Source organism: Microbulbifer jejuensis, from assembly GCF_047289955.1.
Taxonomy (GTDB): domain Bacteria; phylum Pseudomonadota; class Gammaproteobacteria; order Pseudomonadales; family Cellvibrionaceae; genus Microbulbifer.
This window is the reverse complement of record NZ_JBLBUB010000014.1, coordinates 74,183-88,366: the sequence shown is the minus strand read 5'-3', so window position 1 is coordinate 88,366 and position 14,184 is coordinate 74,183. Positions and strand designations below refer to the sequence as shown.

At 54.1% G+C, this 14,184-nt stretch carries 10 protein-coding genes; 4 read left to right on the top strand and 6 right to left on the bottom strand.

The window, feature by feature from the left end; genetic code table 11:
- The first annotated feature begins 198 nt into the window (after positions 1-198).
- Positions 199-852, top strand: coding sequence for an ABC transporter ATP-binding protein (locus ACL7TT_RS10895; protein ID WP_413395366.1), 654 nt, complete (start codon positions 199-201; stop codon positions 850-852).
- Positions 852-3,332: an ABC transporter permease gene (locus tag ACL7TT_RS10890; protein WP_413395364.1), complete on the top strand. Its 2,481-nt coding sequence runs from the start codon at positions 852-854 to the stop codon at positions 3,330-3,332. Before ACL7TT_RS10895 ends, ACL7TT_RS10890 begins: the two co-directional genes overlap by 1 nt.
- 530 nt (positions 3,333-3,862) lie before the next feature.
- Here ACL7TT_RS10890 and pepB read toward each other — a convergent pair.
- Complete coding sequence (gene pepB / locus ACL7TT_RS10885) at positions 3,863-5,152, bottom strand: aminopeptidase PepB (protein ID WP_413395362.1); 1,290 nt, start codon at positions 5,150-5,152, stop codon at positions 3,863-3,865.
- 167 nt (positions 5,153-5,319) lie between these two features.
- Between pepB and ACL7TT_RS10880 the strand changes: the two genes are divergently transcribed.
- Positions 5,320-6,732 carry a hypothetical protein gene (locus ACL7TT_RS10880; RefSeq protein ID WP_413395360.1) on the top strand — a complete coding sequence of 471 codons (1,413 nt, stop codon included), beginning with the start codon at positions 5,320-5,322 and terminating at the stop codon, positions 6,730-6,732.
- Between the two features lie 40 nt (positions 6,733-6,772).
- On the opposite strand, the gene ACL7TT_RS10875 is transcribed toward ACL7TT_RS10880, so the two are convergent.
- The 3 genes from ACL7TT_RS10875 to ACL7TT_RS10865 all read right to left on the bottom strand — a co-directional run bounded on the left by ACL7TT_RS10875 (position 6,773) and on the right by ACL7TT_RS10865 (position 9,165).
- Positions 6,773-7,138: a thiol-disulfide oxidoreductase DCC family protein gene (locus ACL7TT_RS10875; protein WP_413395358.1), complete on the bottom strand. Its 366-nt coding sequence runs from the start codon at positions 7,136-7,138 to the stop codon at positions 6,773-6,775.
- Between the two features lie 47 nt (positions 7,139-7,185).
- Complete coding sequence (locus tag ACL7TT_RS10870) at positions 7,186-7,653, bottom strand: cupin domain-containing protein (RefSeq protein WP_413395356.1); 468 nt, start codon at positions 7,651-7,653, stop codon at positions 7,186-7,188.
- A gap of 96 nt (positions 7,654-7,749) precedes the next feature.
- Positions 7,750-9,165, bottom strand: coding sequence for a rhomboid family intramembrane serine protease (locus ACL7TT_RS10865; protein ID WP_413395354.1), 1,416 nt, complete (start codon positions 9,163-9,165; stop codon positions 7,750-7,752).
- Between ACL7TT_RS10865 and ACL7TT_RS10860 the strand changes: the two genes are divergently transcribed.
- Positions 9,149-9,595 (top strand): hypothetical protein, encoded by a 447-nt coding sequence (locus tag ACL7TT_RS10860; protein ID WP_413395352.1) that lies wholly within the window; start codon positions 9,149-9,151, stop codon positions 9,593-9,595. The two genes, ACL7TT_RS10865 and ACL7TT_RS10860, sit on opposite strands and share 17 nt — an antisense overlap.
- Before the next feature lie 763 nt (positions 9,596-10,358).
- On the opposite strand, the gene ACL7TT_RS10855 is transcribed toward ACL7TT_RS10860, so the two are convergent.
- Together ACL7TT_RS10855 and ACL7TT_RS10850 are read right to left on the bottom strand one after the other, a co-directional pair.
- Positions 10,359-10,799, bottom strand: a complete 441-nt coding sequence (locus ACL7TT_RS10855; RefSeq protein WP_413395350.1) for a type IV pilin protein — start codon at positions 10,797-10,799, stop codon at positions 10,359-10,361.
- A 12-nt stretch (positions 10,800-10,811) separates the two neighbouring features.
- The gene (locus tag ACL7TT_RS10850; RefSeq protein WP_413395348.1) at positions 10,812-14,165 is read right to left on the bottom strand and encodes a pilus assembly protein; all 3,354 of its coding nucleotides are present in this window, start codon (positions 14,163-14,165) and stop codon (positions 10,812-10,814) included.
- Positions 14,166-14,184: the final 19 nt, after the last annotated feature.

The following is a 14,184-nucleotide window of genomic DNA, read 5'->3' as shown; positions in this document are numbered from 1 at the left end:
GCGCATGCCCCTTACTTAGCACCATAGCTCAAACTATAAGCGCCAAACTATTGAGCAGGCTTTTCAACAGCCTGCCACTGCAAGATCCTTAGGAAGCCCCGACAAGACCCCAAACTACGACCCTTAAATACCTCCATTTCACGCCATTTTCACCCCCTCCCTTTTATCGTTGGCTGACAATAAAACGGAGGGGCAATTATGCATGCTATTAATCTGAAGTCAGTTAGTCACTATTTCCAGTCATCAACAGAGCGAATCGTATTATTTAGGAACTTGTCACTCGATATTCAAGCGGGAAGAAGCTACTCGATAGAAGGGCCTTCTGGAGCCGGCAAGTCCAGCTTGCTGACTCTCATCGCCGGACTGGAGACGCCGAAAGAAGGACAGGTTGATTTTACCCTCGATAACCGAACGGTAACTCAAATCGCTTTACGCAAGCACTCCGGTTTTATTTTCCAACAATTCCACCTACTGCCCGAACTCGATGCATTGAGCAATCTGGCTTTGCCTCTGCGTTTAAAGGGTGACAGGGAGGCTTGTGACAAAGCCCATGTTTGGCTGAAGAAGATAGGAATGGAAAATAGGGCTGCGCATAAACCAACGCAACTGAGTGGAGGGGAACAACAGCGTATTGCCATCGCTCGCGCCTTTATCTCCGACCCGGTTTTCATATTCGCCGATGAACCCACGGGCAATCTGGATGAGAAAACTTCAGCATCCATTGCAGAGTTAATGTTCAATTTCGGCCAAATGGACAAAAAAGCCCTGGTTTTGGTCACTCACAGCAGAGCGCTAGCGGCAAAAGCGGACTATCGTTTTCGGATGGCTGCCGGTGGCTTGGAGCAACTGTAATGATCAGCTTCGAACTCGCCTGGAACTCCTTTTGGCGCGAAAACTCCAACAGTGATAGCCGTCTTATCCTAACCACCCAATTTTTGCTGATATTTTTCCTTCTGACTCTGACGCTGACCAGTGCTTCTGTGCAGCATTATCTTCACGACAATCTTCAGAATTTACTCGGGTCGGATATGGTAATCAGCCGCTATCAGCCTCTTTCGAAAACAGACAAACACTGGCTTGAACATCAGGCCCGAAAAGTCTCAGAAACGCAGTTGTTCGATATTACTCTCACCCATGGCCAGCGCTGGGAAAGGGTACAGTTGAAAGTAGTGGATAATCGCTACCCAGTGCAAGGGCAGTTAGAGATTGGCCTGACTCCGACAGCTCAGCACCACTCTGTCGAGCATGGACCAAAAGCCGGAGAACTTTGGGTAGGCCCCAGATTATTTACCAAGCTCGGGCTTGAGTTAGGGCAATCCGTAACAGTGGGGAAAAGGGAGTTTACTGTAAACCGGGTACTATTTCACGAACCGGATCGAATCCTCGAAGGACACTCCGCTGTTGCGTTGCGAGCCATGGTCAACCGGGAATCACTGCAAGGCATGCCTCTCAATGCCGGCAAAAAACGCTATCGCTATTTGGTTGATGCCCACCCTTCTCAACAACAACAAATCAGCTCGTGGTTTCTCGATAAAATTCCGCACGGGCAGATTATAACCAAAGCAAACAGTCGTCATCCGTTATCAAATCTTTGGAAGAGAGTTGAAAATTTTATCGGTCTTTCTTCAATAATACTTTTTTTTATGGCAGCGATTGCCATCGATTTGGCTGGACGCCGACAATTGAGTCGTCAACAGAGAAAACTTGCCTTGTACATGAGTATGGGGATGGAGATGAAACAGGGTGCCTCTATAGCAATAGGGCAGTGGTTTTTAGGGTTTCTCCTGTCACTTGCAGCAGGAATTGTGTTTGCCTACGCTGCTTCGTACTCAAGTTTACTGTTACTTCAAACTCAATTCCCGGATATAAGGCCAGACTGGTACTGGGTTGAGTTAACACGTGTCATACTGCTGGTTTTTATTCTGTTGTTTGGCTTTCAATTGCCGGGATTGATCAAACTGAAAAAAACCTCCATTGTGTCACTGCTGCAAGCCCACAACGAATCGGCGGATGTATTAGCGCGCACCAGTTGGAATTTTGCCTGTCTAGCGGTGTTGACGGTCTTTTACTCGGATAACGGCACACTGACAGCGATGACCCTGGGTGCCATGTTGTGCGCTTTGATAATAATGATGTTAACCACATGGTTGTTATTGATTTGCGGAGAAAAGCTGACCCGTTACTGGTCGGGATTACTCCCGTTCACCTTCTTCATCATGCGTAAAAGGTTGCTGAGCAAGTCTACTCAGGTGATAGGGTTCGGCTTCTGTTGCACCTTGCTGCTCTTCACACTGATGCTGATGAAGGATATTGGTGTAACACTTGAGGCCAACAGGCGCGTTAACGACGGCAACTTGGTCATTGCCAGGGCCGAGCCAGATCAACTGTCGGCTATCCACCACTGGAGCAAAGAGAGCGGCAGTCGAATTCGCCAAATTAGACCCTATACAAGTGCCCAATTGTTAAAGGTCAATGGTTATCCATTACTGAAATTTTCCCCCGGACCCAGTGAAAGCATGCTGAACTTGAGAAAACCTATTCGACTCAGTTGGTCTGACCAACTGCCAGACAACAACCGAGTTGTCAGCGGCCGCTGGTGGCCTCCGGAGAGTGAAAACTGGAAGCAGATCTCAGTGGAATCCGAAGTCGCCAGCGATTTGGGGTTAAAGCTGGGCGATAAGCTGTCTTTCATGGTGGGGGGTAAGATTTTCGACTTTAGCATGATAGCGACGCATGCATTTAAGCCGGGAAAAGGTTCGGTTACGTTTTGGTTCCAGGTTCCCCAAGTGGCGGTTGACCACCTCCAGCCTGAAGTTGCTTTTATGGGCAGCATGGAATTACCGGAAGACGCCTGGGGGAAACTATCTTCGTTGTGGCGGCATCACCCAACACTGATATTGGTACCGTTAAAGGCGCTTACCGACCGGTTTGATCAGACTCTGGCACTGTTCACAAAGCTGGTGTTGGGTTTCAACGTTATGATTGTAGCTTTGGCGCTCGTTGTCGTGGCGGCCTCGGTAAAAGGGTTTGAAGAAGAGGAGCGCAAAAAGAATGGACTGATATTGAGTATGGGATTAGATAAATTCGATTGCCTGAAACTTAATATATATGAATGGATTATCACTGCCTCAATCGCCGCCGCCGGCGCCATTGGCGGCAACTGGGCGGCAGGTGTGCTTATCTACCAGTCTCAATTTTCCTTAGTTTATCGACCAGATCCAATGTGGATAGCCTCTGTCACACTGGCGACGATCGTTGTGGTGTCTGGTGTGGGCTTATTTTATTATTACGCCCGCTTGCAGTCATCGATTAGTGATTTGTTGGCAGAGTGAACAGATAGTAAAATAATAGTTCTACCCACTGAGCTGCACGGACAACTACTGATCCTCCTCCACTCGTATACTACCGGGTCGGAAGGAAAGAATACCCCTCTCCCAGGACACGCTGTGAATACTTCCTTGTACGCTCGTAATCGGCATCCATGCCTCATACGATCCTGGGAGAGAGGTATTCTTCCCTCCTGCTTTACTAGTAAGTTGGAACCGGTACAGCCGATCTTTTAAAAAGCCGCCTCAGATTTTTGCGCCGTCTTTGCTGTCATCGAAAGAAAGAGATTGGATGGGATCTTCTGCTTGATAACCCTGTTCACTGGCGAAGGCAATTTAGCGGGTTGCCCATGGCAACCCGCTGCCTGTTTGCCGAATTTACCCAGGCAAGAAAAGAGCTTCCGCCTTAAAGCAACCCCTGGGACAGTTCCTGAAAAGCGGCAGCATGCCTGGAGCAAACAGGCAGGCAGACAGTGCCTGCGCGACTGTTAAGGGATTTTTGGAATGCCTGTTTATTCCCGGGTTACTCCCCGCTGTCAGCTCTCCAACAGGAATCGTGCAATGGTGCGCAGGCCGTGGCCCTTGGCACCGGTTGCCCAGAGGTCATTGGCGCTGGGCTGGTAGGAACCGGACAAATCCATATGCACCCAGTTGCGCCCCTCATCCCGCACAAAGCGCGCGAGGAAAGCGGCCGCGGTGGAAGCGCCGGGGCTGCCGTCTGCGCCGATATTGGCAATATCGGCAAAGCCGGAGGGTATCTGCTCCAGATGAGCGCGTTCCAGCGGCAGGCGCCAGGCTTTTTCGTTTTCCTGCGTGGCGGCATCCAGGACCCGCTGCGCCATGCCCGCTTCGAAACTGAATACCGCGTTAAAATCGCGCCCCACCGCCACCTTCGCAGCACCGGTCAGGGTGGCGGCATCCAGCAGCCAGCGCGGCTGTGCCTCGGAGGCCGCAATCAGGCCGTCGGCCAGCACCAAACGCCCTTCCGCATCGGTATTGAGCACCTCAACCGCAACCCCATTTTTATACTGGATAATATCGCCCAGTTTAAAGGCGTGGCCGGAAACCAGATTTTCGGCGCAGCACAGATACAGCTTCACCCGTTTATTCAGGCCGCGGGCAATGGCCAGGGCCAAACCACCGCTCACCATGGCCGCACCGCCCATATCGGATTTCATGGTGGTCATATTGGCCGAGGGCTTGAGACTGTAACCACCGGAGTCGAAGGTAATCCCCTTGCCCACCAGGCAGGTATCCACCGGCGCATCGGACTCGCCGCTGGGGTTGTAATCCAGCTGCAACATCACCGGCTCGCGCACACTGCCACGGCCCACATTGTGGATACCCACAAAACCTTCGCGGAGCAGATCCTCACCGGCGATCATGCGATAGCGCACAGCATTGGGCGCCAGCTTCTGCAGCATCTCCGCGGCGCTCTCCGCCAGAACCCTGGGGGAAACCCCATCCGGTGTGCCATTGGTGATTTCCCGCACCCAGCGCGCGGCGCTTTCACGGGCGGCCAGTTCTTTCCGCTCTCCAGCATCTTCGCTGCCCCAGTCAATCCTGTTGGCGGCCTTCGGGTTGAAATACCCCATCCAGAACGCCCAGCGCCGCTCGATATCCCAGCCCTCACCACTCAGAACAACCGCGCTCACCCCCAGGCCATCCAGGCGTCGCGCCGCGCGCTGCGCTGCAATTAACGCATCGCCTTTGGCCGCGCCGATATGGATTTGCGCCACACTGCCGTCAAAACTGAGCAGTGCAGAGGCCCCCCAGGGCGCCGCCGCCGTACCTTCGACCAACTGAACACGCATTACCTTTGACATACAACCCCTTTTTTTGAAACTCGTGTACCCATTTTTTTGGGGACCCAGTCCGTATTCTAACAGCACATCAAAAATACTCGACGATTGCGCCGTCACCGGGGCGACAGATAAACTGTTGTACGAAAAAACAGACACCGTCAGGAAAAGAAAATCCGCAGGAAAAATGTATGGCTGAAACCTGCCACTACCATACCCTTGTCGACGCATCCTGGCAGTGCCAGCCCTGTCAACGGCAATATTGCAGTGCGTGTATCCCAGGCTCCAGCGCCAATTATCATGGACAGGGTCCGGAGTGTCCGCTGTGTCACAAGCCCCTGACCTATATCGGGGCCAGCAACAGCGCCAGGCCATTCTGGCAGATGGGACTTTTTTACCTAACCTATGCGCTGAAAGCAGGCCCCTTGACCGTGCTGGCGCTGACGGCCGGCGCCAGCCTGTTGATCACCGGTCCGGGGCTGGTGGCGATTGTGGTACTGGTGGCCACGATCGCATTGGTAACCCGCTATAGCCTGCTGGTGATTGAGCGACTGGCCGGCGGACAACTGGCGGCGCCCCCGTTTGAGGACACCCTGGACGGCAACAGCGCTGCGCTGTTTTTAAAAGTGATCGGCATGATCCTGATCGCCGGCTTTGTCGGCTATAAACTGGTGGCCTTAGGCTCCGCAGCAGTGCAGATTTATGCGCTCGCACTCTCTCTTCTGACCCCGGCGGCGATGATTGTACTGGCCCTGGAACACAGCCTGCGCGCCGCCATCAACCCGCTCAAACTACTGCAGTTTACCCTGATTATCGGCTGGCCCTACTGGCTGCTGTGGCTCACTATCACCACCATTTCAGCAGCACCCGGCTTTCTCGTGGCAGCCACCGCAGCCAAATTACCCCTCTGGGCCATAGGGCCGGTAATCGCTGCCAGTACCACTTACTTCACCATCGTGACCAGTGCCATGATGGGGTACATCTGTCTGTCTCGGCAGCAACAGCTGGGTATCCACGCCGACCCCGATGAGGACAGCACCTATTTAGAGGAGGCGGCATTCAAGCGCGCGCGCATCCTGGCGGAAGCGCAGATACTGATGCGCGAATCCGATTTCAAATCCGCGCGCCAAGCCCTGGTGGAAGGGTTGCGCCGCTATCCCAATGACGAGGCCCTCAACGAACGCTACTATCGTTTGCTGTTGGCAGCCGGGGACAAAAAAGCCCTGCGGGAACTGGGCCCACACCTGCTGGACACCTTTGTGCACATCAACCGGGCCCATAAAGCTGCAGAGCTGTTTCTGGCCACCGAGCCCGCGCCCCCGATTCAAAAGCCGGCACTGCGCCATGCCCTGGCCCAGGAGCTTTACCAGCGGCACCAGTATCCGTTGGCAGCCCGCTTGCTGAATAATCTGCACAGGGAAAACTATGCGCATCTGGACGCCGCCTATCTGCTGCTGGCGCAGATATACATGGACGGCCTCAACCGCGAGGACCTGGCCAGAAAGCTGTTGCAGTTTGTGCGAGAGAAATTCCCCCACAGCCCGCTGCGCGCACAGGCAGAGACCTTGTGGCAGGTGTTGAACAGCGTCCAAGCCAGCGGCTGATCTGACCACTACACCGCACGCTTGCGATTTGGGTTCGCCATTACCAATGCTTCAGGGCCCGGTTGCAAAGATACAGGCAGCGGGCAAAACCGTTGTAGGCTTTGTTAAGGCACCAGCGCAGGCCGGGTGTCTTGGATACCCGCGCCTTCCACTGCTCATCGGGCGAATTTTCCCAGATGGCAATCAATGCCTCATAACCCACCCGCAGCTTGCCATCGGCATCCACCAGGTGCAGTCGCTCGCGCACAAATTCCAGATCCAGATTCATCACTTTTGCTCTGTCGTTATCCAGATGCACATCTTCCCAAACCACGGCGCACACTGTGGATTTCCTTTTTTGCGCAGTGATGCCCGCGTTGCACACCGGGCAGGCGGAGTTGTAGAGCACACGAATTTTGGCAGCCATAGCAGCTCACAGCAGGGGGTGGTTATTCACAGCAACAATACCGTCATTTACCGGGGATCGGCGATATCCCCCAGATTCACCAGTTCCCAGGGCAGACCCCGGTTACGGTAAAGCCGCTTCCCTTTATTGGGATAATCGCAAACATCATGGTCCAGGCGCTGACCGGCAACGATGCATCTCGGGACTCCGTCGCCGGTGTTTTTCATGGTGTGCGGCAGACCACCCGCCGGATAACCGATAAAATCCCCTTCCGCAACGGAATATTTTTCCTCGCCAATTTGAACCTCGGCTATCCCCTGCAAAATATACACACATTCGTCTTCAAATTTGTGGCGGTGAAATTCGGTGGATTCGCACCCCGGCTCTATTTCAATCCTATGAAAACCGAAACCGGTGATGCCGGTGCGGTCGCCAAGGGACTGATTGCGGCGCACCGCATTGGGGTTGAGGAAGTGCACCTTGCGCTCCGCAGCCATTTCCAGGATTTCCTGCTTCTTCAAAATCGGCTTGTGCATATTTCCCCCTTGTTTGCCCATGCCGGCAAAGCCACACGGCATTGAGACTGTGTCATCAATCCAACCTCTTGCGCACCGCAGAGGCACTAGTCCCAATCAGGCCGTTTCGGACACCTGCATATTGTCGGTTAATCTCTTTATCTCGCGGGCACGCCCCTCCTCCCCCATGCGCCGGTAGTAATTCACCAGGCGCATACCCAGCTTGGGTATCAGCGGGTGCTTTACATTCTGCGAGGCCAGGCGACACAGGAGCGCTTCCAGCCAGGGCCAGTCCCCGGCTTCAGCGGCGCGGCGCGCCAGCAGCAGGCAGGCTTTGGCGGTGAGTGCGCGGGGATTTGCGGTTGCCTGCAAGTAGCGGCGATAACCTGCGGCAAGCATAGATACTTCAATTTCCGGATTGGCCGCCAGGGCGAAAAGGGCGAGGTTGGCGCGGTGGAACGCCTCGCTGTCCGGGGTCATCGCGGTCAATTCAATAGTGCGCTCAACCAACGCCAGGTTGTGCGGGTACTGGCGCACGGCAGCCGCGGCTGCCGCGGCCGCCTCAACCAGCTTGCCCTCCTCCTGGAAGCGGTCAATCCGCGCCAGGGCGCTTCTCTGTGGCGAGGGCAGTGCATCCGCCCCCTCCTCTGGCAGGGCCTGTACCGGCGGACGCCGGTAAAGCAGCAGCAGGGCCAGGGCAAACCCCGCCAGCAGGCCTCCGGTATGGGCCCAGTAGGCAATACCGGCATCGCCGTAGAAGTAGCCGAACATTTCCTTGCCCAGCCACAGGGGCAGCACCAGCAGCGCCGGTGCACTGAACTCTCCGAACACAAAGCCGAGCGTGTAGAAAAAGCGCAGGCGTCGCACGCCATAGATGGCCACAAACATCCCCATAATCGCCGACACGGCCCCGGAGGCGCCCACCATCGGCACATGGCTGCCCGATTCCACCAGCATATGCAAACCCGCCGCGGCCAGACCGCCAAGCAGGTAGAGGGCAAAAAACCAGCCCCCTCCCAGTGCCAGCTCCACCGCCAGGCCGAACAACAGCAGGAATACCATATTGCCGATCAGGTGATCCCAACTGCCGTGCAGGAACATATGGCCAAATAGCCCGGCAGGGCTGGGCTCCGCCGGTGTCAGGCCCAGGGCCAGGCTGCTTATGCGGCCACGCAGCTCGGCAAAACGCTGGCGTTGCTGCAGCCACAGGGTCTGGTCCGCCGCCTCCAGCCTGGGCAACAACCACCGGTGGAATTCCGGGTTCCACAACAGTTCGCGATAGACGAACTCCTCGCCCTCCGCCCCCACCTGCAGGCGCCACTCGGGGTGCATCTCATCCACGTATACCAGGAAACGCTGCTCCTCCAGGCCGGGCAGGTCACTGCTGAAGTAGTATTCCTCGGCCTGACGCCAGCGGGCCTCATCACCGCTCTGATAGCCGATAAACATCAGCAGATTGAGAAGAATCAATGCGAAACACACCAGTGGGGGGCGGCGCCAGTCCGGTTTGTTTTGAATGGGGATAATCAGCACGGGCGTTTCCTTATTGTTATTGCACGCGCGCCCGGTAGCAAACCGCAGCAATAGGGATAACTTGAATGGGGCCATTATGCAGGCCGCCTGCCCGGAAAATACTACGTTTGTCCGCTGGAACTCAATAACTGTCGAGCGCCGCTGGCTGGCAAAACGCTGGTGCTGCCCACTTTCACCACCACAAACTCGTCCAGGTTATCCACTTGGCGATTGCGGTGTTGTCGCTGCTCCAGGCCACACTGGCAGTCATGTCGAGAGTGTTGCCATCACTGAACTTGGCCAGGGCCATATATTGCTGTGTATCACCCGGCGCCAGATACAAACTGCGCGCAGCGTTTTCTACGGGAACTATTTGGATGGATACCAGGCTGAGGGCCTGATTATTATTGAAGTCACAACCTGCCAGAATGGCGCCGAGCACAATAATTAAAAAAGCCTTAAAGGCATTTCCCTAAGTTCCGTTGCGCCAAATTAAAAAATAAGGTGCCAAACCACTCCCTGACTCGGGCTTTACAAACTTTTTTATCGAACAAATGCCCCAACAAGGGCGCAGATTTATGGCCTACCGATGCTGTGAATGGCAACACTCTGATTATCACTATTGTTTGATTAACAGTCTCAATGGAAATGAAGCAAAACACACGAATGGATTTCTTTTGAACGAGAGTATAAGGATTCAGGAATTACACAACAGTTTTTAAACCCGACAATATGGCACCAGCCAACCGCGCACTGCACTGACCGTGCTGTAAATTGCATTCCGTGATAGAGCAGCGATTACGGATTGAGCAACGTGGAGGTCCCTGGCGGGCAACGCTATTAACGTCGATGGACCCAGCCCAAACGGACCGGTGAATAACTGGCGTAATTAAGCACGAGGCCCAAGAACCCCAGCTCTGGTAGTTTCCGTCAAGATCGCATAGAGCCCTTGGCTATCTCCCATTATCTTTCAGGATCAGGCCTCCCTGGCTGCTGAAGAGATTACCCCAAGGAGGCCAGCGCAGGAAAAACACAAGCCCTGTAAATTTCAATAACATCGTGCATTGCACATGCAATAGATACTTGCAGGGCCTGTAGAGATTGCGGCGGTCCCTCGCCAGTGTTTGCAATCCAGCCAAACGTTCTATGACACAATCACAATAGACCCGACAACCCGTTAGATTGCCGGCTTGGTGGGCTTTGCAGGCCTTTTTTTACCAGCATTCAGGGCTACTTGAGTCACTTGAGTCGGTGGCTGTTCTAACTCCAGCCTGATCAAGGCTTAGGGTTTTACAACGCTTATCCCCTGCCTGGGGAGTACCCGACACCGCGGTTGCGGTGAGCGCAAATGTTGTCGGCGTCAGAACCCCGGCAATGGAATAATAGCCATGCTCAGATTCAATTGTCTTGTTGTTAGTTATCGCTCCAGCTACGGTGCAGGCATCATTATTGTAGGCACTGTAAGCCGTAAAGCAGCGCTGAAGCCGCTGTGCCACATCGTTCAGGACCACCTTGGCCTCTGCACGATTGCTTTTTCGCACCGACTCCATATAGGAGGGGTAGGCAATGGCAGCGATAATACCAATAATGGCGACGACCACCATGACTTCTATCAGGGTGAAGCCCAAATGCCCATGAACGGTTCGTTTTTTCATGTTATTCCTTTTTTACCGTATCCGCTTCCAGGACATACGGGTTGCACCGCCAAACAAAGTACCACCGGGGAGGTCAACACTACCGGAAGTGTCCACACTCGGTAAATAAACCTTCTTACCGTCAAGGATAATCTCTGAGAAACTGATTATTGCGCTCTCGTTTTTCTTACCCGACTCTCCAAGAATGGATTCATTGGCATAGCGCTGGTCGCCAAAGGCAATGAGTTCCATGGTCCAGCCCGAGGCACCAAAAGCACAGGGGTCCTCCGAGGTGATCAATGTCGGGAAAATCAGTCTGTCGTAAATCAGCAGGGGCTTACTGATCACCCGCTCTCCGGTAATATCCGATGACGTAAGGTTAAAGTCCAGGAACCAGCCTGATTTATTTCCCCACCAGCTTGTGTCAGCATCACGGGTGATGGTTCGGGAACTGCCATGCTCAACAATTGTTTTTTCCATCAGCGTGCTTCTGTCCGTCGTCGTAATCGGCTCATTTTTATCCACTATGCCGTAAAAACTGTTGACTACACTCCCCGCCGCATTGTCACTTTGGCTCAAATAACTCCCGGTACCAAAGTACACCATCAATGCTCCCTGCACTGCCGGATTTGGCCCCAGGGTCGCCGCCGCTGTAATCGGCTGGACACGTCCATTGGGGTCCCTGGCGGTAAATAGTGGGGAGTTGCCAAAAGCACTGCCCCAGTCTGTGACCGCACCACCGAGGTCGAATTTCCACATGTTCCCGAGGAGGTCACCGGCATAGGCCCCTTTCACAATACCCATACTATTAATCAGCAGAGACGGGGTTGTCATACCGTTTTGTACACTCCCATTGGTTGGCAACACGCGGATATCGCGGGGATTGGCCAAATCCACAATAACCAGCGCGGCCTTGTTATTACTGGAGTTATAGCCATTGCCGAATATCAACTTCCAACCATCCAACGTTGGCGCAATCAAAGGCTTACCGACAATATTGCCAATATCCGCATGGGTACCATCGAGCTCAAACAGCACTCTGGGGCTACCCGGATCCGTGACATCCAGGGCAAATAATCCCTTAGCGCCGGCACCGTAAGTCCCTACCAACACATTGACCCATTTGGAGTTAAAGTAAGCATCACTGATATAAAGGGGCCCATCAACCAGGTATTGGTGCTGATTGTCCGGTGTGCCATAGTCGCTCGCCGCCAGAGTGGAAAATTTCGGATAGGCGCCGTTGGGTACATAGGCAAAAATCTCTCTCCCCGTATCTGCGTTAAAACCATGCAGCATGCCGTCATTGGCACTGACGTAGAGTACCTGGGTACGCTCTTCCTTTTTATCAGCATGGTAAGTGGCATAGGTATCGCCCCCCAGTTGGGGAGGCAATGCGGCATAATAAAATTCCCGATCACCCGCCAGGGCCGGACTCGCATTGACCACATCCCCCAGTAGAGTGGACCGGGTACGCAGGCCGGCAACCGTTTCCCCCCGCACCCAGTCCAGTCGATCTTTACCGGTTTGTTCGTCATCGGGCCCAATCAGCGCGGTTTTCTGGGCGGTGGTCAGATTGCCCCAGTGAAACTCAACTGTACCCGAGTCCGTATAAGTCAGGATTTTACGGCCGGTGGCTGGGATTTTTCCCGAATCCGAGGTACTCCACAGAAAGGTATTTGCCAGTGTGCCATCTTCCTTGAGCCTGATTGCCCGCACTTCCCCACTCCAGTCATTGGAATCGAACAAAGCCTGGAAAATTGCCGTATCCGTGCCCAGGCGGGTGGAGTTGGCGGCAACCGAAGAGGCGGATCCCTGCCTGCCGCTGATTTCACTCAATACGTTTGAGAGTTGTTGAGAAAAAGTGGTTGCATCACTGGCGCTGTAGAATCCCCCGTGGCTGTTGACGGAGGCGTGCAGCAGGTCATCCAGTTTTGCCGAGTTGCTTCCATCCCTTGGATTGGGCCAGGCTATGGGGGTTTTGTCCTCGATTGCCTTGAATGCACCCTCGGGATCCACACTGCCGGTCACCCCCAGACCGACACCGAAGGTCACCATATGCTGCCAAGTCGCTGGATCTTTCAGGGTTGCTACTTTGTTGTCCAGATCCGTGTGTAAATCGTTTTCCCAATACTCCATGGCAATATCTGCCAGTGTATTGGAACGGGCATCATTAAAGGGTGCACCATTGTCACCGTCAACATTGCCAAAGCCGGAAACGCTCGAATAATCGCTGCCATACCCATCGGTCATCAGGATTGTATAACTTGCCCGGCAGGCCACCTGCGCCCCGGCAGCATTCGTGCCGGGCCTGGTTGCCCAGGGGCCCCGGCTGTCTTTACGGCTATAGTAGTTACCGGCGCTGCGCAATGCTCCCAAAAGGGGGGTGCCCTTATTCGGTATATCGCTTTCGTACAAATTGTCGAAAAAGTCCTCGCGATCCTGGCCGGAAAAAGTCCGAACGCCACTGATTATTGTACTTGTGCGTTTACCATCGACATCTCTACTACCTGCATTCAAGGTACCAAACCCCACACGCAACTCACCGCCCTGGGAGGCAAAGGCCCGGCCGACACCGGCACGGGCAAGCAGTCCACGGGAGCGGTAATAGCTGTACCAGTTGGCAAAATTCTGTATTTCCTCCTGATAGGTGCAGGCTGCGGGCTTTGCGCAATCGGACCGCTTGGTACCGCCGGGATAGGTGCGCCCGGGTTTTATTTCAATACGGGTATACCTGGCGGGATCGAATACACTGCCACTGCCATTGTATTGAAAATAGGTGGCCGGAAAAAATGTCACATCGCCATTTCTACATGCATGCCATTCTTCTGAATCCTTAACTGCCCGATTCCTTAACCAGCAGCGCGCAGATTGGGTATTGTAGCTTTTCAGATTTCTCCAACCCTTAGTAGGATTGACCGGATTGTGATAGGCCCTTTGGGGAAGAGCTGCGGGCCAGGAGGTGCCATCCTCCCTGGCCCAGGGATCATAACGCTGGGCCGGGTTGTAATAGGTTTTATTATTCTGTGACGAACGATAATAAGCAGCCCATTTATTGCCCTGCTCAAACCGAGGCATCGCTTGATCCCCACCCTGCCAGTAATCACAGCTACGGGTTTGGTTTTTTGCGTAGGGACAATCCCCGTTGGGGTACACATAGGCCACTCTGTCGAGGTTATTAAAGTAATTGACCCCTGCCGAGGGGGTCACCTCGAACTGCATCGATCCGGAGTCGTCCAGGATAAACATAATATTGGGGTCGGCACCGGTTCTCAGGAACAGGGGCTGTTGCGATAGCGGCACAGACAGCGCGCTGTGAACAGTGGCCAGACCAAGCAGACCACCAAGCAGCGCAACACCGTTTTTTCTTAGCGTTTTTCTATTCAACATAATAAGTCCAGCCATCAAT

Coding starts and splice junctions, on each gene's coding strand:
- ACL7TT_RS10855 (WP_413395350.1), bottom strand. CDS start 10,799: ATGAAAAAACGAACCGTTCATGGGCATTTGGGCTTCACCCTGATAGAA.
- ACL7TT_RS10860 (WP_413395352.1), top strand. CDS start 9,149: ATGGGGATAATCAGCACGGGCGTTTCCTTATTGTTATTGCACGCGCGC.
- ACL7TT_RS10875 (WP_413395358.1), bottom strand. CDS start 7,138: ATGGCTGCCAAAATTCGTGTGCTCTACAACTCCGCCTGCCCGGTGTGC.
- pepB (WP_413395362.1), bottom strand. CDS start 5,152: ATGTCAAAGGTAATGCGTGTTCAGTTGGTCGAAGGTACGGCGGCGGCG.
- ACL7TT_RS10850 (WP_413395348.1), bottom strand. CDS start 14,165: ATGTTGAATAGAAAAACGCTAAGAAAAAACGGTGTTGCGCTGCTTGGT.
- ACL7TT_RS10895 (WP_413395366.1), top strand. CDS start 199: ATGCATGCTATTAATCTGAAGTCAGTTAGTCACTATTTCCAGTCATCA.
- ACL7TT_RS10890 (WP_413395364.1), top strand. CDS start 852: ATGATCAGCTTCGAACTCGCCTGGAACTCCTTTTGGCGCGAAAACTCC.
- ACL7TT_RS10880 (WP_413395360.1), top strand. CDS start 5,320: ATGGCTGAAACCTGCCACTACCATACCCTTGTCGACGCATCCTGGCAG.
- ACL7TT_RS10870 (WP_413395356.1), bottom strand. CDS start 7,653: ATGCACAAGCCGATTTTGAAGAAGCAGGAAATCCTGGAAATGGCTGCG.